The sequence below is a fragment of the Sulfurovum sp. genome (genome assembly GCF_041562805.1).
Lineage (GTDB): Bacteria > Campylobacterota > Campylobacteria > Campylobacterales > Sulfurovaceae > Sulfurovum.
This window is the reverse complement of sequence record NZ_JBFFOH010000046.1, coordinates 1-17,845: the sequence shown is the minus strand read 5'-3', so window position 1 is coordinate 17,845 and position 17,845 is coordinate 1. Positions and strand designations below refer to the sequence as shown.

Annotated in this window: 25 protein-coding genes and 1 pseudogene; 16 read left to right on the top strand and 10 right to left on the bottom strand. The window is 35.8% G+C overall.

Going from position 1 to position 17,845, the window contains the following annotated elements; translation table 11 throughout:
• Positions 1 to 323, bottom strand: a 323-nt coding sequence (locus ABYK33_RS07505) for a hypothetical protein (RefSeq protein WP_373032442.1), incomplete at its 3' end; no start/stop codon positions are given.
• Between the two features lie 257 nt (positions 324 to 580).
• Here ABYK33_RS07505 and ABYK33_RS07500 point away from each other — a divergent pair.
• The 4 genes from ABYK33_RS07500 to ABYK33_RS07485 all read left to right on the top strand — a co-directional run bounded on the left by ABYK33_RS07500 (position 581) and on the right by ABYK33_RS07485 (position 3,811).
• Positions 581 to 1,798 (top strand): glucose-6-phosphate isomerase, encoded by a 1,218-nt coding sequence (locus ABYK33_RS07500; RefSeq protein ID WP_373032441.1) that lies wholly within the window; start codon positions 581 to 583, stop codon positions 1,796 to 1,798.
• Positions 1,799 to 1,931: 133 nt separating this feature from the next.
• The gene (locus ABYK33_RS07495; protein WP_373032440.1) at positions 1,932 to 2,315 is read left to right on the top strand and encodes a hypothetical protein; all 384 of its coding nucleotides are present in this window, start codon (positions 1,932 to 1,934) and stop codon (positions 2,313 to 2,315) included.
• Between the two features lie 26 nt (positions 2,316 to 2,341).
• The gene (locus ABYK33_RS07490; protein ID WP_373032438.1) at positions 2,342 to 2,941 is read left to right on the top strand and encodes a trimeric intracellular cation channel family protein; all 600 of its coding nucleotides are present in this window, start codon (positions 2,342 to 2,344) and stop codon (positions 2,939 to 2,941) included.
• 24 nt (positions 2,942 to 2,965) lie between these two features.
• Positions 2,966 to 3,811: a D-hexose-6-phosphate mutarotase gene (locus tag ABYK33_RS07485; RefSeq protein ID WP_373032437.1), complete on the top strand. Its 846-nt coding sequence runs from the start codon at positions 2,966 to 2,968 to the stop codon at positions 3,809 to 3,811.
• Between the two features lie 2 nt (positions 3,812 to 3,813).
• On the opposite strand, the gene ABYK33_RS07480 is transcribed toward ABYK33_RS07485, so the two are convergent.
• On the bottom strand, positions 3,814 to 4,299 hold the full coding sequence (locus ABYK33_RS07480; protein WP_373032436.1) for a YcxB family protein: 486 nt from the start codon (positions 4,297 to 4,299) through the stop codon (positions 3,814 to 3,816).
• Positions 4,300 to 4,304: 5 nt separating this feature from the next.
• Positions 4,305 to 4,640, bottom strand: a complete 336-nt coding sequence (locus tag ABYK33_RS07475; RefSeq protein ID WP_373032435.1) for a hypothetical protein — start codon at positions 4,638 to 4,640, stop codon at positions 4,305 to 4,307.
• Positions 4,641 to 4,883: 243 nt separating this feature from the next.
• On the opposite strand from ABYK33_RS07475, the gene ABYK33_RS07470 reads away from it, so the two are divergent.
• The 3 genes from ABYK33_RS07470 (at position 4,884) to ABYK33_RS07460 (ending at position 6,636) form a co-directional block, all read left to right on the top strand.
• Positions 4,884 to 5,216 carry a hypothetical protein gene (locus tag ABYK33_RS07470; RefSeq protein ID WP_373032434.1) on the top strand — a complete coding sequence of 111 codons (333 nt, stop codon included), beginning with the start codon at positions 4,884 to 4,886 and terminating at the stop codon, positions 5,214 to 5,216.
• Positions 5,194 to 5,895, top strand: a complete 702-nt coding sequence (locus ABYK33_RS07465) for a pirin family protein (protein WP_373032433.1) — start codon at positions 5,194 to 5,196, stop codon at positions 5,893 to 5,895. Before ABYK33_RS07470 ends, ABYK33_RS07465 begins: the two co-directional genes overlap by 23 nt.
• Before the next feature lie 81 nt (positions 5,896 to 5,976).
• Complete coding sequence (locus ABYK33_RS07460; protein ID WP_373032432.1) at positions 5,977 to 6,636, top strand: ferritin family protein; 660 nt, start codon at positions 5,977 to 5,979, stop codon at positions 6,634 to 6,636.
• Positions 6,637 to 6,699: 63 nt separating this feature from the next.
• On the opposite strand, the gene ABYK33_RS07455 is transcribed toward ABYK33_RS07460, so the two are convergent.
• Together ABYK33_RS07455 and ABYK33_RS07450 are read right to left on the bottom strand one after the other, a co-directional pair.
• Positions 6,700 to 7,299, bottom strand: coding sequence for an NAD(P)H-dependent oxidoreductase (locus ABYK33_RS07455; protein WP_373032430.1), 600 nt, complete (start codon positions 7,297 to 7,299; stop codon positions 6,700 to 6,702).
• Positions 7,300 to 7,312: 13 nt separating this feature from the next.
• A complete protein-coding gene (locus ABYK33_RS07450; protein ID WP_373032429.1) occupies positions 7,313 to 8,020 on the bottom strand; it encodes a DUF4412 domain-containing protein in 708 nt (235 codons plus the stop codon).
• Positions 8,021 to 8,084: 64 nt separating this feature from the next.
• Here ABYK33_RS07450 and ABYK33_RS07445 point away from each other — a divergent pair, with 64 nt between their 5' ends.
• On the top strand, positions 8,085 to 9,125 hold the full coding sequence (locus tag ABYK33_RS07445; RefSeq protein WP_373032428.1) for a flavin monoamine oxidase family protein: 1,041 nt from the start codon (positions 8,085 to 8,087) through the stop codon (positions 9,123 to 9,125).
• Here the strand turns inward: ABYK33_RS07445 and ABYK33_RS07440 are convergent.
• Together ABYK33_RS07440 and ABYK33_RS07435 are read right to left on the bottom strand one after the other, a co-directional pair.
• On the bottom strand, positions 9,109 to 9,360 hold the full coding sequence (locus ABYK33_RS07440; RefSeq protein ID WP_373032427.1) for a hypothetical protein: 252 nt from the start codon (positions 9,358 to 9,360) through the stop codon (positions 9,109 to 9,111). The two genes, ABYK33_RS07445 and ABYK33_RS07440, sit on opposite strands and share 17 nt — an antisense overlap.
• 105 nt (positions 9,361 to 9,465) lie before the next feature.
• Complete coding sequence (locus tag ABYK33_RS07435) at positions 9,466 to 9,933, bottom strand: leucine-rich repeat domain-containing protein (protein ID WP_373032426.1); 468 nt, start codon at positions 9,931 to 9,933, stop codon at positions 9,466 to 9,468.
• Positions 9,934 to 10,213: 280 nt separating this feature from the next.
• Here ABYK33_RS07435 and ABYK33_RS07430 point away from each other — a divergent pair, with 280 nt between their 5' ends.
• Positions 10,214 to 11,530, top strand: a complete 1,317-nt coding sequence (locus ABYK33_RS07430; protein WP_373032425.1) for an MATE family efflux transporter — start codon at positions 10,214 to 10,216, stop codon at positions 11,528 to 11,530.
• 26 nt (positions 11,531 to 11,556) lie between these two features.
• Entirely contained in the window at positions 11,557 to 11,754 is a 198-nt protein-coding gene (locus tag ABYK33_RS07425) for a DUF1289 domain-containing protein (protein WP_373032423.1), read from the top strand.
• A 21-nt stretch (positions 11,755 to 11,775) separates the two neighbouring features.
• Here the strand turns inward: ABYK33_RS07425 and ABYK33_RS07420 are convergent, their stop codons facing one another.
• Together ABYK33_RS07420 and ABYK33_RS07415 are read right to left on the bottom strand one after the other, a co-directional pair.
• A complete protein-coding gene (locus ABYK33_RS07420) occupies positions 11,776 to 12,018 on the bottom strand; it encodes a hypothetical protein (RefSeq protein ID WP_373032422.1) in 243 nt (80 codons plus the stop codon).
• A 328-nt stretch (positions 12,019 to 12,346) separates the two neighbouring features.
• On the bottom strand, positions 12,347 to 12,976 hold the full coding sequence (locus ABYK33_RS07415) for an alpha/beta hydrolase (RefSeq protein WP_373032421.1): 630 nt from the start codon (positions 12,974 to 12,976) through the stop codon (positions 12,347 to 12,349).
• A gap of 104 nt (positions 12,977 to 13,080) precedes the next feature.
• Between ABYK33_RS07415 and ABYK33_RS07410 the strand changes: the two genes are divergently transcribed.
• From ABYK33_RS07410 to ABYK33_RS07385, 6 genes are all read left to right on the top strand, one after another.
• On the top strand, positions 13,081 to 13,614 hold the full coding sequence (locus ABYK33_RS07410) for a YaeQ family protein (RefSeq protein WP_373032420.1): 534 nt from the start codon (positions 13,081 to 13,083) through the stop codon (positions 13,612 to 13,614).
• Between the two features lie 101 nt (positions 13,615 to 13,715).
• The gene (locus ABYK33_RS07405; protein WP_373032419.1) at positions 13,716 to 14,177 is read left to right on the top strand and encodes a YchJ family protein; all 462 of its coding nucleotides are present in this window, start codon (positions 13,716 to 13,718) and stop codon (positions 14,175 to 14,177) included.
• 253 nt (positions 14,178 to 14,430) lie between these two features.
• Positions 14,431 to 14,862, top strand: a complete 432-nt coding sequence (locus ABYK33_RS07400) for a hypothetical protein (RefSeq protein WP_373032418.1) — start codon at positions 14,431 to 14,433, stop codon at positions 14,860 to 14,862.
• A gap of 243 nt (positions 14,863 to 15,105) precedes the next feature.
• A complete protein-coding gene (locus ABYK33_RS07395; RefSeq protein ID WP_373032417.1) occupies positions 15,106 to 15,543 on the top strand; it encodes a Spy/CpxP family protein refolding chaperone in 438 nt (145 codons plus the stop codon).
• Positions 15,544 to 15,558: 15 nt separating this feature from the next.
• Positions 15,559 to 16,212, top strand: a complete 654-nt coding sequence (locus ABYK33_RS07390; RefSeq protein ID WP_373032416.1) for a response regulator transcription factor — start codon at positions 15,559 to 15,561, stop codon at positions 16,210 to 16,212.
• Positions 16,209 to 17,450, top strand: coding sequence for an ArsS family sensor histidine kinase (locus tag ABYK33_RS07385; RefSeq protein WP_373032415.1), 1,242 nt, complete (start codon positions 16,209 to 16,211; stop codon positions 17,448 to 17,450). The genes ABYK33_RS07390 and ABYK33_RS07385 overlap by 4 nt, the downstream gene beginning before the upstream one ends.
• A 110-nt stretch (positions 17,451 to 17,560) precedes the next feature.
• On the opposite strand, the pseudogene ABYK33_RS07380 reads toward ABYK33_RS07385, so the two are convergent.
• Positions 17,561 to 17,845 (bottom strand): annotated as a pseudogene (locus ABYK33_RS07380) (rRNA pseudouridine synthase); the annotation flags it as partial.

Below are 17,845 nucleotides of genomic sequence, written 5' to 3'. Positions count from 1 at the left end.
CTAAACTCAAAGCCAAACTTCATTTTGTTGGCTATTTCTTCTTGTACCTCGTCTATGAGGTCATCAGCTCTACCTTCTATCTGTTCTATAAAAATCTTTTGTTCTCTTTCCCGTTTAAAGGTAGCTACCTTGTAAGGTTTGTCGGTACCATGCTCTTCTATAAACTTTTCAATCGTATCTTCCCAAATGAAGGTTAGTTCATGTTCTATAGTTTGTGGTTCTTCATCACCGGGTAGAGTATAGTTAAATGCTACATCATCTGTGTAGGTTATGACCTCATACGCATTATCTTCTTTTTGAGACGTTACTTCATTGTTTGGCATGATTATGTCCTTTAGTATGTGTTTTTTATTAATTGTTATATCAAAGATAGCTTTAAATAGGATAAATTTTATCTGATTTATCTTTTTTGTACCAATATAGTAATCTTTTGTATCACTTTTTAGACCTTACAACGCTACAACATCATCAAATGTATCATCTAATTTTTAACTTTTTTCATCATCTCAAGCCAGTTAGTTCAAATTACAAGGTTTTGCAAAAGAGGAATGGATATAATAAAACTAAAAAAGGTCGTAGTATGAAAAATACACTCTATTTTAGTTCTAAGAGTAGAGAGGAGGAGCAAAGCGTTTTTCAGGCTATACAGAAAGAACAAGATTCAATCGGCTACTACTCACTTCCAGAGCAAGATATCTCTCCCATATTGGAATATTGCAATGCCATTTCGGAGGATGTAGAAACGATTGCTGTGATTGGCATCGGAGGGAGTTCTCTAGGAGCAAAAGCAGTCTATGAATTTATGAAACCAGTAAAAGATCTGCCTAGAAAACTTTACTTCTTTGAAAGTACTGACCCTATCAACATTACAGATATACTTTCTAAATTTGATGTCAATAAAACCCATTTTCTGGTTATCTCCAAATCAGGTAGTACGGTTGAGACTTTTTCCATTTACAAATATATTTATTCTTTACAAAGTGACCCTTCTGCTTATACTTTTATTACCGATCCTGATTCTCCACTTGAAAAGTATGCAAAAGAAATAAATGCTTCAGTTCTCTATCTTCCTAATAATGTAGGAGGCAGGTTCTCTGTACTTTCAACTGTTGGTCTAGTTCCTTTGGCAATGTGTGGTATAGATATTAAGGTTTTGTTGGCAGGTGCAAAATCGATTAAAGACAGTTTTTTTGAGCATGGATTTACACAGGATATACTTCTTAAAAAAGCTATCTATTATGCAAAAAACCATGCCCAGTATAATATTAATTGTATCTTTGCCTATTCTGAAACGCTTAAGTATTTCTGTCAATGGTATGTACAGCTTTGGGGTGAAAGTCTAGGAAAACATCAACGCCACAGTGCATTTCATGTGGGACTTACACCTATTGGTCTTATCGGACCAAAAGATCAGCACTCGTTCCTTCAACTGATTATGGAAGGAACAAGAAATAAATCTGTAACTTTTATAAAGATCCAAGATTTTCCTGAGAATATCATCATTCCAGATATTACACTACCGCATTTGGAGATGCTTGACAGTCTGAATAATCTTTCTTTTTCAGAATTGATCAATATGCAATGTGACTCTGTGATAGAATCGTTACAGGAGCAAGAGGATATCCCTCTAGATACGATCACCATACAAAGTGTGACAGAAGACAATATTGGTTCTCTTATCTTTTATTATGAATTATTGACCTCGCTTGTAGGGGAACTGATAGATGTAAATACTTATGATCAGCCTGGGGTAGAAGCAGGAAAAATTATTTTAAAGAAGAAATTACAAGAAAAGTAATTTTGTGACACAAACATAGCTATATTTGTGTCACATTATTTTTTTTCTTCGCTATAAAACTTTACAATTACTACACTATAATTGTATACTTTAAAAAGTAACTATTTATATTTATGAGAAAGGAGTTATTCCTATGAAGAAATTATTGAGCATTACATTTATCTCTTTGGCCATTTTATTGATGCAAGGGTGTGCAACACATGAAAAGTTTGTTAACAAGTATAATGCCTGGGTGGGGCAAAATATTAACAACTTAATAGTGAAAATAGGGTATCCAGATAGCACGTATACATTGCCAAATAAAAATACAGTGTATGTCTACGAGAGATCAAGAATTTACAGTTATCCTACTATGAATATGGGGTATTTCCATGGTCCTTACAATAGCGGTTATTATGGAATGTATGGGTATGGAACGGATGTTGTTCAGCGGACATGTAAAACTTACTTTGAAACAGACAGAAAAGATATTATTGTAAAATGGGGTTCACGTGGTAATGACTGTATCTCAAACTAAGTATAGTTTCATAAAAGCATCTATGTATGTTTGAAGTTGCAGAGTACATCGGTATCATCGCTTTTGCCATCTCTGGCTTTTTTGTGGCAGTACGAAATAAACTTGATTTTCTGGGTGCATTGATCTCTGTATTTCTTACTGCACTGGGTGGTGGACTCATCAGAGATATCGCGGTAGATAAAACGCCTTATACGTTTACACACAATATGCCTGCACTGACTATTCTCATCGTGATGATCTTACTGATACTCTTTAGATTTGATAAAAGAGACAGTATAGAGAACAAAATTCTGTTTATACTCAGTGACTCCATAGGTCTTATCTCTTTTAGTATTACAGGGGCACTCATTGCCATTGAAGCGGAACTAAATCTTACGGGTGTGTTGGCTCTGGCCTTTGTCACAGCAGTAGGAGGAGGTATCATCAGAGATGTGATCATCAATGAGGTTCCTTTTGTACTTAAAACAGGATTTTACGGCACTATTGCACTTTTAATAGGTTTGACCCTATATGTGTTAGATCTTTATGATCTGATATCCTTTAATACTATGATCATGGTGTTTACTGCAGGTATCATACTTAGATTGGTAGCATATTATAAGAAGTGGGCGATTCCTCTTCTTTGATGCGTATAAGAGAAGGAACATAGTTTGATAACACACAAACAGCTTGATAATGGGTTTAAGTACATAGAGATAAAGAACAAAGAGGCAGAAGCAAAGATAGCACTTCAAGGTGCACATCTGTTTCATTATAAAGTGAAGGACAAACCTTCTTTGTTGTGGTTAAGCCAGGCGGCTTATTTTGAAGAAGGAAAAGCTATTAGAGGGGGTATCCCTATTTGTTTCCCCTGGTTTGGAAAAAATAAAGACAACCCCAGCCTACCACAACATGGCTTTGCACGTACACAGCTATGGGCTGTTATTTCAGAAGAAGAAAAAGATGACAGTACAACGTACATTCGTCTGCAACTCACACCCAATGCACATACTTTAGCTCAGTGGAACTACCTTTTTGATGTGACACTGGATATACTCATTGGTGAAGCATTAAGTATAGCTCTTAGTGTAACCAATACAGATATAAAACCATTTGAGATAAGCACAGCACTACATACGTATTTTTCTGTTTCAGATATTGAGACTGTTTTAATAAAAGGGTTGGATGGTCGGAATTATTATGATGCCCTGGATGAAAAAAACTATATTCAAAGGGGTGATATTCTTATACAGGAAGAGGTTGATAGAGTCTATTTTTATCCTTCTGAGACTATTGATTTATTTGATGGAGATACTAAAGTCAAATTGCAACAGGAGGGGTCGAACTCTCTGGTCGTGTGGAACCCTTGGATAGAGAAGTCAAAGCAGATGAATGACATGACTGCGGATGGTTATAGAAGCATGGTATGTTTAGAAACATCCAACGCAAGGGAAGATTCAAAAGTGTTGAACCCAAATGACACATATGTTTTGAAAGCTATTGTACAAACGCTTTAATCTTAAGGAATATATTTCTCAAGATAGGCATCAAACTCTTTTTTTTGTGTTTCACTCATGGCACGGGTAGGAATGACATTGAATCTGCGAGGATTTGTATAGAGTAGGTAAAAGTCTTCATCATTTTTACACTTGATAAAAACATTCCATGGGATGGAAGCTTTACTATTATTTTTATCGAACTTAATGCCTTTAGCAGAAATATGTAGTGTAACCTCATATGGTAAAATAGCACTTTTTTGATAAACGCTTTTAGCTTGATAGACAGATAACATACGTACAAAGAGTATGTAAAAAGAGATAGAAAAAAATGCAGCGATAACGTTAGTGATGATTTCACGGGTATTGGAGAAATCAGTTCCAACTATGACTATAATGGTTGCCAAGGCAATATAAATAGCGAGCCTTATAAGCCGGGTTCCTTTTTTATGGTGCAGGTTTACGGCGTGTAGGTATTCATCTTGTGAGAGTTGATAGGTAATATTCATAGATGTTATAAATCGTTAAGTTTTTTGTGCATTTCACGCTTTAGAGTCTCATATGCATCAAGTTGATCTTTAGATACAGTTTTACATCTTTGTCTTACGTCAGCCATACTTGTCTCTAGTTTTGATGATGCTATCTTATAATATGTCTTCTTGTCTTCTTTTTGGAGACTTTCAACAAAAGCTCTATCCGAACTACTGTCGATCGTTTGAATCGTATCCCATAATGATGTTTCAGCCCTTTCACATACTTTGAATTTGTATCCGTCAGCAGTTGCTATGGTAGTAGATACAAGCATAGTGACGGCTGCCAGTACTATTTTATTTAGGTGACTCAGTTTCATTTGTTTCCTTTTTAATATAACGGTTTTTATATTCTTATATTAGCAGACTATTTATAATATCTGCCTCTGATTATATTATTTAAAGCTATAAAGTGTTGAATAATTTTTATTTAATAATTATTGATATATAGTATGATATGAAGTATGATACTTCGAGAGAGTTTTAAAGTATAAGACATATCAAAAAGACCAGTGAGTGCATATAAATTTTGACACTCAAGTATATACCTTAGAAGGATGATCATGTTATACAAAGTAAAAGCAAAAATAGACAAACTCAAGATGAAAGCTTTTTTTACGGCTTTGACAGATGGAAGTATTGCTGATCAAGAACCAGATGGTTCATATATCGTGAATGCGATGCAACAGGCACTGAAAACAGATGATGATACACTTGAATGGTATCAAGCATGTCACTGTGCTACTCCACTTAAGCATGAGAGAGAAACAGTATATGACAAATACTTGCATGACTTTGAAACAACACTGGTTTATGAAGTGAAAGATGACATCAAAGGTGACTCATTTTGGGATTGTTTAGAGACTTGGCACTTTGACGACTCATATTCCTTTTAATACCCTCTATGCAGCTGACCATGGTTGGTTGCAAAGTCGGTTTCATTTTTCTTTTGCAGAGTATCATGACAAATCCAATATGAACTGCGGGGCTTTACGTGTTATGAACGATGATATCATCCAGCCTGATACAGGTTTTGACACACACCCTCATAAGGATATGGAGATCATCACCTACATTATACGTGGAGAGTTGACACATCAAGACAGTATGGGAAACAAAGAGCGCTTAGGGCGGGGTGCTATACAGTATCTTAGTGCAGGGACGGGCATCACACACTCGGAAAAAAATGAAGGTGATGAAGAAGTACACCTCATACAAACGTGGATACTTCCAAAAGCGAAAGGGCTAAACCCCAGATACGGCTCTAAAGTTTTTGACCAAGAAACACGTCACAATAGATGGTTGCATCTGGTAGGTCCAGTTGAAACTGATAGTGCCATACCCATTTACCAAGATGCCAACATGTATGTTTCTGAATTAGACAAAGACAAGAGTCTTACCTTTGAACTTAAAGAAAACAGACAGCTTTATTTGAAGGTAATGGAGGGTAAGGCAACTATTAATGGTGTTGTTGTAGAACAGGGTGATGCTGCCAAGATCTCAGATGAAGAGCTGCATGTAGATGCTTTGAGTGATGTCCATATTCTTTTAGTTGAATTAGAATTTCCCCGTTAAAGTTAGCTAGAATAGAGAATAAGAGAATATAAAATAAATCTTGTAAAAAACATATAAAATTAAACATTAAAGGAATTCAAAATGAGACAATACGAAACATATAAATGTAACAAATGTGGTAACGAAGTTGAAGTGCAAAGTGTAGGTGGTGGTACATTAAACTGTTGTGGAGAGGCTATGGAAATGGTCACTGAAAATTTGACCATGGTCAATCTAATGAAGGCATTTGCAGGTGAATCACAGGCAAGAAACAAGTATGAGTACTTTGCTAAGGTAGCACAAAAAGAGGGTTATAGAGATATAGCTGAACATTTTCAAAGAGCAGCGAACAATGAAAAAGTACATGCCAAACTTGAACTTGCGTTAAACAATAGAATGGCAAGTGACAGTGAAGAGAGCTTTGGAAATACAAAAGAAAATCTTCAGTACGCTATAGACGGTGAGTCTTATGAAAATGTAACGATGTATCCTGATTTTGCACAAGTTGCAAAAGATGAAGGGCACAAAGAAGCAGCAAGATTATTTACGGGCATCGGTAAGATAGAAGTAGAACATGAAAAGATGTTTCAAATGCTTTTAGACAGACTTGAAGCAGATGCAGAGCATGTAAGCGAAGACCCTGAAGAAGCATGGATATGTGAGGTGTGCGGTCATGTACACTATGGTAAAAAAGCGTTAAAGAATTGTCCAGTGTGTGACCATGGACAAGAATATCAGTCAAGATTAAATTCTAAAAAGTAATGAATTCATTAAATATATTAGTAGACTCGTTACCTTTATATTAGGGTAACGAAGAAAGAGATTTTATTGTCCAGTTATGAAATTTTTTTCTAATGTAGCTTTAAAGCGTGTGAGTTCACTATCTATATCCAAGTCACTTTTAAATATGTCGTGTATAGCATATGTTTCAAGTGGTTCTGCTCCACAGAACTGAAATAATTTATGGGTTGCAATATTTGCTTCATCTAAAGAGAGTCCATCAAAAAATCCATCCTTATCATCAAATTCTGTGGTGGGACAATTATAGGTTAAACTCAACATATATTTCTTACCTTGCATCAGTCCGCCACTACCGTATCTTTTAGAAGCATCATGTCTGCTTCTTCCATCACTTACATAAGTTACCGTGTTCACACCAGCAGAGAATATTTCATCTATGTATTTTTTAGTGATCCATGGCACACCCATCCAGTACACAGGGTACTGAAATAAAATATAGTCCGCCCAGTCAAATTTTTCAAGTTCATCCTTGATGACATAGTCACTTTCTACAACACTGTGTTTTACATTAAATCCATTTTTAGAAAAAAATTCATCCGCAGTGTCTATAAACAATTTAGTTAATTTACCCTCTGCAACTTCATCATATCGTTGATGTCCGTTAATAATAAGTACATTTTTCATATTTTATTTCCTTTTATTTTTGGGTGAAACTTTTCATCATCTCCTGCATTTGCTGCATCTGTTCAGGTGTCATTTGTGGCATATTGCTATTGTTGTTCTTCATACTCTCTTCCATTGTTTGTATCGGAAAGTCAGGTAATTTTAGATCTTCATCAGATACAGATGCATCCAGGTTAATATTCGTAGCTTCTGTTGAGTGTGTGATACCCATGATATTGGCTTCAGATTTAAGTAAGACACCTTTATGTAGCCAAAGTTTTATCTGCGGTGTTTCCCATACTTCACAATCATAGCCTTGTATGGACTCTTCACCTATTTTTTTACCACCCATGGCAAGTATCATCTCTTTAGAGCTTTTTGCAAGGTCTTTATGCTCAGATTGCATCAGTGTGCTAGGATCATACTGTACAATGACCTTTTGTTCATAGTCTACTACATACACTTGTCCATTCTCTATCTTTGTCGTTTGACGTGTATGTTCCTCTCTACCCATGATGAGGGTTTTCGTTGTATCTTTATGGAGTTCTACATTTCCCCAATTATTGAACAGCGCTTTACTCGTCCCTTCTATTTGGGTTTGTATCCCCATCATATCCCCACCGCCTTTGACAGTATATTCAATGATCCCCGATTTAACTTCATAACGCTTTGTTTCAGCCTGCAGGATACTTGCAACTAAAATGAGCGTAAAAACTACACCCCATAGTTTCATTTGTTTCATCTTCTCTCCTTTTTATTATTATAACTTATTTTAGAAACTTTTGAAAATCATCAAAGAGATATAGGTGTTTTATCTTTCTCATATGATCATTGGCTACAATGACGGCATGAAAAAAAAGAAATTACTTATTATCGGTGCAGGGCTTAGTGGGCTTTACAGTGCTGTTTTACTTCAAGACAGTTATGAGGTGACTGTCGTAGAAGCGCGTGAGCGTACAGGTGGACGGATCATGGGTATGGATGGACATGATATTGGGCCATCTTGGGTTTGGCCTCATCAAAAAAACATCTTACAGCTCATAAAGACATTAGGTTTGGAACTTTTTCCTCAATATACAGAAGGACATGCTCTATATGATGCTCCTGATGGTGTACAACGATTCGCTCCTTCAACTTCAACTTCTTACCGTATCAAAGGTGGCATTGGTCAATTGGTCAATGCTTTAGAAAAACGACTTAATAAGCCTGTCAATCTCAGCGAAAAAGCTCTATCTTTAACAGAGACAAATGAAATGGTAGTACTCAAAACAACAGCTAAAACATATGAGGCAGATAGGGTGATCTCAACATTGCCTCCACGTTTAACTGTTGACAACATAGAGTACTTTCCTGCACTCCCTGAAGCACTTCATACACAATTTCAGAATATACCAACATGGATGGGATACTCTGTCAAATGTGTGATAGAGTATCCGGAGGCATTTTGGAGAGAAGAGGGCTTAAGCGGTTTTGCTGTTTCTCATGTTGGACCATTAGGTGAGATACATGATGCCTGTACTGAGGACAAAGCCGCACTCTTTGGATTTGTACATAGTTATGCGAAGTTTGAGAATTTGGAAGAGGCTGTCATCGAACAACTTATACGACTTCATGGGAGAAATGCTGCCAAAGCTTCAAAGATTTATTTTGTAGACTGGAAAAAAGAGACATATACTTCAACAGCACTTGATGCTATGCCTTTGCAAGAACATCCTTCTTATGGTTTTGATGCAACACATTTTGAGGGGAAAGTGATATTTTCCGGTACAGAGAGTGCTTTTAGAGAAGGTGGATATTTGGAGGGTGCGATTACTTCTGCGATGGGGTTGGCTAGTAACTTGCTATAGTGACGTTATTGTTCGTCCATCTTTTTATAAGTTCCATACCCATTGGAAAAGGCACATCTTCATTTTGGCTTAGTTTCTCTACTTCTTCTTGTAATTCCATAGTGCTCATGTTACTATATGTGATTTGAGTTGATGTATCACTAAGGTTTAACAACCCAGAAGTATAGATGATACTTACAGTAATAAGTGAAAGTGGGATAATTTTTCCTAGTATTTTTGCTGTTTTAACTTTCATTACTTTTCCTTTTATATATTTATAATCAGATAATAATGAAAATATATTACATTTACATAACATAGTTTAGGAGAGAGTCTAAAACTTTTTACTATAGAAGTGACATCAAACTTTCAGTACGTGGAGTGTGGCTAACTTTTTTAATGTTTGTACATTTTGAATGGGGTTGTATTTTACATCCAAGTACACAAGATGAGATAGTAAACTAAGACTTTCAGTGTCTTTTATATGATTGTCATGCGCTACAATTTTTTTAAGTGAGGGTATATGACTTAATACTGTGATATCGGAGATAGCATTATTTTGTATGAAAAGAAACTTTAGTCTTTCATATGATGATAAGGCGGAAAGGTCAGATATCTGATTATGTGAAAGTGAGAGTTTGTGTATCTTTATGAGTGATGTCAGAGCAGTTAAGTCTGAGATATGATTATTAGAAAGAGAAAGGCGTTCGAGCCAAACCAATGAGCTGACTTCAGGAGGAATCTCTGACAGTCCCAGATGGCTAAGATCGAGGTATGGCATCCGTTCGGCTTTGCAAATAGCTATCTTCTCCATAACCGCTTTATTCATCTATTTTCCCTTTTCTTTAGTAGGTGAAGTATATCAAAAGTGTCTTGATATGGACTTCTTTAGCCAAACCAAAGCCCCCATAAAGTACCATCAAAATAATATTAAACCCAAAATATGTAAGAGAATCATAAAACTAGAATTTATTATGCGTCTGGGATATTCACAAAAAATCATCGCTTAACCTTTTGGTTAAACTCAAATTTTTTATAAACATCCTAAACACAAGCACAAACACTATTTTCATAATGCAATTACAAAATTTGGGTTACAAAGAAGCATAATGCACATAGACTTAACCCAGGGTATCATTAAGCAGCACATCGTAAAACTTGCTGTACCTGCTGTGGTAGGGTACTTTTTTCATACGATGTTTAATGTCACCGATACCTTTTTCGCAGGACTCATCTCTACTCAGGCACTCGCAGCACTTTCTTTGTCGGCTTCTGTATTTTTTATGGTACTTGCCATAGGTATCGGGATGTCTGAAGCGGTGACTTCTTTAGTAGGAAATGCTTTGGGGGAGAAGGACATCCCTAAAGCTCAGCATATTGCACTTAACGCTATAGCCTTTGGGGTATTGTTGTCTTTGGTACTGTCTGTGTTAGGGGTGTTATCTGTGCCTTATCTGGTTGAAGCGTTGGGTGACCCTTCGTATGTTGTAGAGACGCTTGACTACATCAACCTTATTTTGTATGGCGCAGTGTTTTTTGTAGGTGCATTCTTTTTTAATGCACTGCTTAACTCCGTAGGTGATACCAAGTCGTTTAGAAATGTACTTATTGTTACTGCATTTCTTAACATCATTTTAGACTATCTGTTCATAGAGTACTTTACGATGGGTGTGAGCGGCATAGCATTGGCAACTATCATCGCTGAAGCCATCACGATGTTTTACCTGATCTACAGAGTAAGACAAACAAAGTTGTGGTCTGGATTGTCAGCGTTTACCTATGACGGTCATGTCATGAAAAAACTGCTCAAACAAGGTTTACCACCTAGTGTAAACATGTTCATGATGGCATTTGGTATGTATATTATCACGTATTTTGTCGCACCTTTTGGTAAAGAAGCTGTGGCGGCATTTGGTATAGGTATGCGTATAGAACAGATCTTTCTCATGCCAGTCATAGGACTCAACATTGCCACACTCGCTATAGTCTCTCAAAACAACGGCGCCAAAGCGTATGAACGTATTACGCCAACATTACGTTTGGCGATACGCTACGGATGGATCATGAGTACACTGGGTGTGACTTCTTTTTTACTTTTTGCAGACTACTTTGCCTCATTGCTCACCTCTGACCCTGCTGTCATAGAGCAAACTGCATTGTATCTACGTGTGAGTGGGGTGGCTTCGTATGGGTTTGTAGTTATCTTCATCTATATAGCCATGCTTCAAGGCATAGGTAAGCCGGCAGTCATCATGCCTATAAGCATCTACAGACAACTTGTCGCACCGGTGGTGGTATTTTCTGTGTTGGCAATGTTTGGTTTTGGTATATTGTCTCTTTGGATAGGGCTAGATATGATCATCTTCTCTTCAGCACTCTTCTTATGGTGGTATGGAGAGAAGAAGTTGAAGCGTTTAGAGGCTTAAAATATGTATGTACTTAGGATAACAACATGGCAGATATAAACAAACCGTGTATCAAGAAATGCTGTCTTAATGAAGAAGAGGTCTGTCTAGGATGTTTTCGTACTTTTAATGATATGCGCCTATGGAACAAGGCAAGTATTGAAGAAAAGAAAGAGATGATGCAAATAGCAGAGCGAAGAAAAATAGAGCATACTATAAGATCTTCATCCTCTAAAACATCATAATCTTCAATACAATAGAGCGTGTTAGCTTTGTGTCCATCTTTTTATGAGTTCTTGACCCAATACAAAAGATAAAGTTCCATTATTACTATGTTTTTCTACTTCTTCTTGTATATGAGCTGTACTCATATTTTGATAGATCGTCGTTACTGATACATTATAGTTAGATATAGATCTTACTTCTGTAATGTTCTCTTGGGTACTTGCATGTATTGTTGATGTGATGAGTGCGAATGCAATTATACTTGCGAATGTTTTTATTTTCAAAATTTCTCCTTTTAACATGAACTATTTATATAATAGTTTTAATATTTTGTATATATTTCGCGATAATAGCTAAATCAACTTTTAATGTCAAGTAAATCTATTGATTTAATTTTTTAATTTATTTAAACATAAGATCAATCATGAATATAGATTGCTTTGGAAACATTATAAATTAGTACTTGGAGAATTTATAGACTTAATTTACATTTGAACTGTGAGAATGGATAGAGGATTTTGATACTTAATATAAGAGGTTAAAAGGCAAACCATCCAAAGTAAATGAGGGGTGGCATATTACCATATTGTATTTGTAGGCGCAACTAGATATTTATTTAGAGATGATCCACTCTTTTATCATTATTAGCTCTTCTTCGGCGATAGTATGATCTTTATCATAACTTTTAAACTCTATGTTAAATCCGCCATTCTGTAATGTCTCAACTTGTGCTTTTGAAGTGTTGTAAGGTAGTACACCATCATACGTTCCATGTGTACATAGCCAGCTGGAATTATTTACATTTGGATTCATCTCTTCTAGAAGATTGTTTGTATCGTAGATATATCCGCTGACGGCAATGTACCCTGCAAGTACTTTTTTATACCTGGCACCAAATTCAAAAGTAAGCAGTGCACCTTGTGAAAAGCCAAACAAAAAGCTTTCATCTGCGTTGAATTCTTCTTCAAAGAGGTCATCTAAGATATCTGCAAGTATGGCACTTGAAGATGCAATACCTTCTAATTGGTTGGGTGGCAGATCATACCATGAAAAGCCTCCAAAGTAAAAATAGGGAGCATCGAGTAAAAGGTAGTTCATCTCATCTATGTTGAGGTAGGGTGGTAAAAAAGCAAATCCTTTAGATGAGTCGCCCCGACCATGAAGAATGATCATCAACTTTTTCGAAGGTACTTTAGAAGGGATGAAAATATTGTTTAAAGGTAAATCTTTATTACTCGGCATTGCGTATCTCCATGAGTTTAATTGTTCATTCTTATTATGGGGGTAGTATACTAAATTTATATTTAGAACAGATATACTCTCATATATATAAGATAAGGAACATCATGGCTACTAAAGCAACCATATATAAAGCATTACTGAACATAGCAAATATGGACACCCATTATTATGCAGAGCATAATTTGACTATGGCGAAACATCCTTCCGAAACGGACTTGCGTCTTATGGTACGATTGGTTGCATTTATACTTAATGCTAATGATGACTTGGAATTTTGTAAGGGTATATCGCAAGAGGATGAGCCTGATCTATGGCAAAAGTCTTTAGGTGGAGACATCACACTATGGATAGATCTGGGGCAACTTGACGAGAAGCGTATAAAAAAAGCGTGTGGCCGTTCTGAAAAAGTGATCATCTATACCTACCAGGAAGGTATGGCTAGCTCATGGTGGAAACAGATACAAACATCTCTTGCCCGTTTTTCCAATCTTCAAGTCATACATCTCGACATCGATGGTGATATCGAAGAGCTTTCAAAACGTGCTATGTCACTCCAGGCTAACATCTCTGATAATGAATTGACATTGATAGATGATGTACACAGTGTAGTGATAAGTGAAAAGAGTTGGATGGAATGAAGTAACTGTTTTACTTCATCTTTTCTATGGTATGATGCCGCCTAATTACTGCTTATTTACAGAAGTAAGAAATTAATACATGATGGGATTTTAAAATAAAGATGAAGAAGTGTTATTGTAAAAGTGGATTGGATTTTTCAGAATGTTGTGAACCTATTTTAAGAGTACAACAGGTAGCACCGAGTGCACTCAGTCTCATGCGATCACGATATAGTGCCTATTGCTTAGGTGACGTGAACTATCTTCAAGCTACAACCCATGATCATACTTGGAGTGATGAAGAACTCAAATTCATACAGGACTGGGCAGATAACAGTTTTTGGCAGCATTTGGAGATCATCGACTTTAATGATGAAATGGTGGAGTTTAAAGCCTACTATATATTTGATCATGTACAACATTTACATCATGAAAAATCAACGTTTATTAAGATCAACGATATGTATAAGTATGTCGATGGTGAGATCTACGAAGATAAAGTATCCTTTACCAACAATGAAAAATGTATCTGTGGCAGTGGATTGAAATACAAACGTTGCTGTTTACCCCGATTGAAAAAATAACTACTACATAATTATTTTCACCTACTTTCCTATACTATTTTCCATAGAGGGCATACAGTTCTCTATGACAAAACTACTCCACACAAAATGTAACATATCTGTTATACTTATAATTATTATAACTATAACTTTAGATTATTTTAAGATTTACTTGCTATACTTTCCGTATAAGTTATTTAATTAACTTATAATAATTATAATATAAACATACATTTTATCTATTTTATAAAATGTATAAGAAAAAGGATTGAAAATGAAAAAATTAATATTATTGGCGCTAACGACTGTATTTGCAATGAGTGGTGACCTTACAAGTTTTAATATTGTAAATACAAAAAGTGAAAATAAAAGACTTTGTAAAGTGTTTATTGAAAAAGCACATACGTATCAAGATACTATGAGATCTGATGAACTGGCTAAAGCTACACTTGATTCATATAAAGAGAAAGTTGTTGCTCACTGTGGTGCAGTGTCAGCAAAACAACCTATGAATCCGTTTGCTGCAAAAATAGTACTAAAGAATGTTGAAGCTAGAATAAACAATGTAGAACTGTGTAAAACATCTATTAAAACTGCTCAGAAGTATAAAGATAGGATGGGAACAGATGAAGCATCTAAAGAGATGTTAGATTCTTATAAAAAAGATGTTGTTTCAAATTGTGAAACAATATCTGCAAAAGTATAATAGTAAACTATACAAACCTAAGTATATGGACAGAAACTTCTGACCATATACTACTTTTTAAAAAAATATCCCTTACATTTATTTCCCCAATAAGCATTCAACTTTACTTCTACTAGTTATTTTATATGACTTCGTTAAGATTCGTTAAGAGTTCAGTAAAACTTCATTTATATTCATACCTCATACTTACAGTGTCGAAAGATAAAATTCAAGGATTAAAAGTGTCCTATTAAAGGTATAAAAATGAAAACATTAAAAGTATTAACCATAGTAGCAATTACAGGATTGATAGGTGCAACTGCAGTTCATGCAGGCCCAGCTTGTAAAGAGAATGATAAAATGTGTGAAAAAAGAAAAGACAACCGAGCTGATATGAAAGAGATCTTTCAACAGTTAGAGCTGACAACGGAACAACAAAGTGCTATGAAAGAAAACCGTAAAGAGATGCGCTCTTTAATGAAAGAAAAAAGAGCACAAAGACAGGCTAAACGCGGAATGTCCGATATGAGTAAGTTTGTAAGTGCCAATGGTTTTGATAAAGAAGCCTTTATTGCTGAAGCTACTCAAAAAGCAGAAAGCAAGATAGAAATGCAAGCTGCCAGATTTGAAAAAACGATGAATATATTGACACCTGAACAGCGTGTAAAGTTTGTTACACTTCTACAAGAAAAACAAAAATAAGGTTATAATAACCTCATGACAAAGATATTGATGATAGAAGATGACGCGGGCTATGCGTCGCTTCTTACTGCATATTTAAAACAGTATAATCTTGAAGTAACCAACTATGAAGACCCCTATCTGGGTTTGAGTGCAGGGGTAGAAAAGTATGATCTACTTATACTGGATCTTACCTTGCCTGGAATGGACGGTCTGGAAGTCTGTAAAGAAGTGGTCAGTAAATATGACATCCCTATCATCATCTCTTCGGCACGTTCTGATCTAAGTGACAAAGTCATAGGCTTACAACTCGGAGCAGATGATTATCTTCCCAAACCGTATGATCCACAGGAAATGTATGCGCGTATTATCTCTCTTTTACGACGTTATAAAAAAAACCATATTGAAGAAGAACCTACGTATCGTCTTGTACTGAATGAAGACAAAGAGACTGTACTTTTAGATGGTGTAGCATTAGATCTTACACCTGCTGAATATGCGGTACTTAAACTCTTAATACAACACAGAGGATCAACCGTTTCGAAAGAGCAGATACTCTATGACTCTGAAGTGTTTCAGTTTGGTTCAGACGGTTCACTTGCCGTAATACTCAACCGGCTTAGAAAAAAGTTGGGTGAAGATATACAGTTGAAGACTGTTCGCGGTGTCGGTTACAGGTTGCTGTCATGAGTATTTACAATAAGATCCGTATTATTTTTTTAGTCTCCCTTCTGTTTGTTACAGCATTTTTTCTTTCTTTCTTTTATATCGAAAAGTCCCAACATTTTCAACAGATAGAAAAAAGATACATGCAAACCTCACTTTTTTTACATAAACACTTTAGACAAAGCATAAGACACAATACTAAGGTTGATTTTTCTGATGCTACGGTCAAAATGTATTTGAAAGAGAGTAACTTCAGACTTCTTAGCGATGAGAAGAAGATACAGAACATTCGTAAACATGGACAGATCATGAAAAAAAGAAAAGTTTTACGTGGCAAGCTTGAGATACTCAGAGTAAAAAACAGATTTTATCTCTCCATGGGGAGTCCAAGATTCCAACTACTTCTTCTAGATAAAGAAAAACAAACGCCACCATGGCAATTGCTTCTTGGTTATCTGTTTTCTTTAGTTTTCCTTGTGTTGCTTTATGTCTGGTTGACCAAGAGTTTAAAACCACTGAAAACACTTCAAACCCAGATACAAAAGGTGGGAGAAGGTGACTTGTCTGTTTCGGTAAAAAGTAACAAAAAAGATGAGATAGCACAGGTCTCTAATGCATTTGATGATGCCTTACGTAAGTTGGAGTCTCTCATAAACTCACGTCAGCTTTTTTTGCGTACCATCATGCATGAACTTAAAACTCCCATAGGCAAAGGAAAGATACTCAATGCATTTTTGGAAGAAGATAAGTTAAAAGAGGGGTATGAAGAGGTCTTTGGACGTTTGGAACTCTTATTGAATGAATTTTCCAAGATCGAACAAATGTTAAGCTCTAACTATGAACTTCATATGGCAAACTATAATGCAAAAGATCTTGTTGAACAGGCTTTGGAATTGATGATCATGGATGAAGAAGCCTTGGAAAAGCAGGTCCAGATCATAGAAGAGTCACCTTTGGTACTATCTACAGATTTTACACTGTTTACATTAGCGCTAAAAAATATCATAGACAACGCCATCAAGTATGCACCTGATCATAGCGTTGAGATACGCATTAGTGAGGAGGGTATCACATTATCAAACAGGGGTGCACAGTTCACTGACAATATAAACAGTTATTTTAAGCCTTTTCATGGAAAAGGAGAGGGCCTAGGTCTAGGACTTTATATCGTGCATAATACCATGGAGATGTTGAAGTTGAAATTGTCATACGAGTATGTAGATAATAAAAATACTTTTCACATTACAAAACCTACTATATAGACTATTTTATAAGGTTTAATATACATGGTTACATATTAATGGCCTATAAATATTGCTACAACGTTTTGTTATAAATTTCTTATCCTGTATGTAAAAGATAGCACTTCGTGTTAATCAAGATCTTTAATGAGCATTCTTTCTTCTTCCAATGAAAGGTAACGCCACTTACTACTTTCAATGTTGAGTTTAAAACTACCAATGCTGATCCGGTTCAAGTTTAAGACCTTTAAGGGGGTTCCAAATTTTGGATCTTTAAGTGCCCCAAAAAGCCGTCGGATATGCCGGTTCTTGCCCTCGTTAAGTTCTATCCTTAGTTTTGTTTTCGCGCCACCCATGCCTATTTTTTCTACGTTCAAAGCTTTCAGTAGACCGTGTGGGCTTTCTACTCCACTCAT

Bases quoted from the DNA above. Each gene is read 5' to 3' on its own strand.
- ABYK33_RS07470 (WP_373032434.1), top strand. From the start codon at position 4,884: ATGTTATACAAAGTAAAAGCAAAAATAGACAAACTCAAGATGAAAGCT.
- ABYK33_RS07395 (WP_373032417.1), top strand. From the start codon at position 15,106: ATGAAAACATTAAAAGTATTAACCATAGTAGCAATTACAGGATTGATA.
- ABYK33_RS07475 (WP_373032435.1), bottom strand. From the start codon at position 4,640: ATGAAACTGAGTCACCTAAATAAAATAGTACTGGCAGCCGTCACTATG.
- ABYK33_RS07480 (WP_373032436.1), bottom strand. From the start codon at position 4,299: ATGAATATTACCTATCAACTCTCACAAGATGAATACCTACACGCCGTA.
- ABYK33_RS07460 (WP_373032432.1), top strand. From the start codon at position 5,977: ATGAGACAATACGAAACATATAAATGTAACAAATGTGGTAACGAAGTT.
- ABYK33_RS07390 (WP_373032416.1), top strand. From the start codon at position 15,559: ATGACAAAGATATTGATGATAGAAGATGACGCGGGCTATGCGTCGCTT.
- ABYK33_RS07425 (WP_373032423.1), top strand. From the start codon at position 11,557: ATGGCAGATATAAACAAACCGTGTATCAAGAAATGCTGTCTTAATGAA.
- ABYK33_RS07410 (WP_373032420.1), top strand. From the start codon at position 13,081: ATGGCTACTAAAGCAACCATATATAAAGCATTACTGAACATAGCAAAT.
- ABYK33_RS07385 (WP_373032415.1), top strand. From the start codon at position 16,209: ATGAGTATTTACAATAAGATCCGTATTATTTTTTTAGTCTCCCTTCTG.
- ABYK33_RS07435 (WP_373032426.1), bottom strand. From the start codon at position 9,933: ATGAATAAAGCGGTTATGGAGAAGATAGCTATTTGCAAAGCCGAACGG.
- ABYK33_RS07400 (WP_373032418.1), top strand. From the start codon at position 14,431: ATGAAAAAATTAATATTATTGGCGCTAACGACTGTATTTGCAATGAGT.
- ABYK33_RS07450 (WP_373032429.1), bottom strand. From the start codon at position 8,020: ATGAAACAAATGAAACTATGGGGTGTAGTTTTTACGCTCATTTTAGTT.
- ABYK33_RS07440 (WP_373032427.1), bottom strand. From the start codon at position 9,360: ATGAAAGTTAAAACAGCAAAAATACTAGGAAAAATTATCCCACTTTCA.
- ABYK33_RS07495 (WP_373032440.1), top strand. From the start codon at position 1,932: ATGAAGAAATTATTGAGCATTACATTTATCTCTTTGGCCATTTTATTG.
- ABYK33_RS07430 (WP_373032425.1), top strand. From the start codon at position 10,214: ATGCACATAGACTTAACCCAGGGTATCATTAAGCAGCACATCGTAAAA.
- ABYK33_RS07455 (WP_373032430.1), bottom strand. From the start codon at position 7,299: ATGAAAAATGTACTTATTATTAACGGACATCAACGATATGATGAAGTT.
- ABYK33_RS07405 (WP_373032419.1), top strand. From the start codon at position 13,716: ATGAAGAAGTGTTATTGTAAAAGTGGATTGGATTTTTCAGAATGTTGT.
- ABYK33_RS07490 (WP_373032438.1), top strand. From the start codon at position 2,342: ATGTTTGAAGTTGCAGAGTACATCGGTATCATCGCTTTTGCCATCTCT.
- ABYK33_RS07500 (WP_373032441.1), top strand. From the start codon at position 581: ATGAAAAATACACTCTATTTTAGTTCTAAGAGTAGAGAGGAGGAGCAA.
- ABYK33_RS07415 (WP_373032421.1), bottom strand. From the start codon at position 12,976: ATGCCGAGTAATAAAGATTTACCTTTAAACAATATTTTCATCCCTTCT.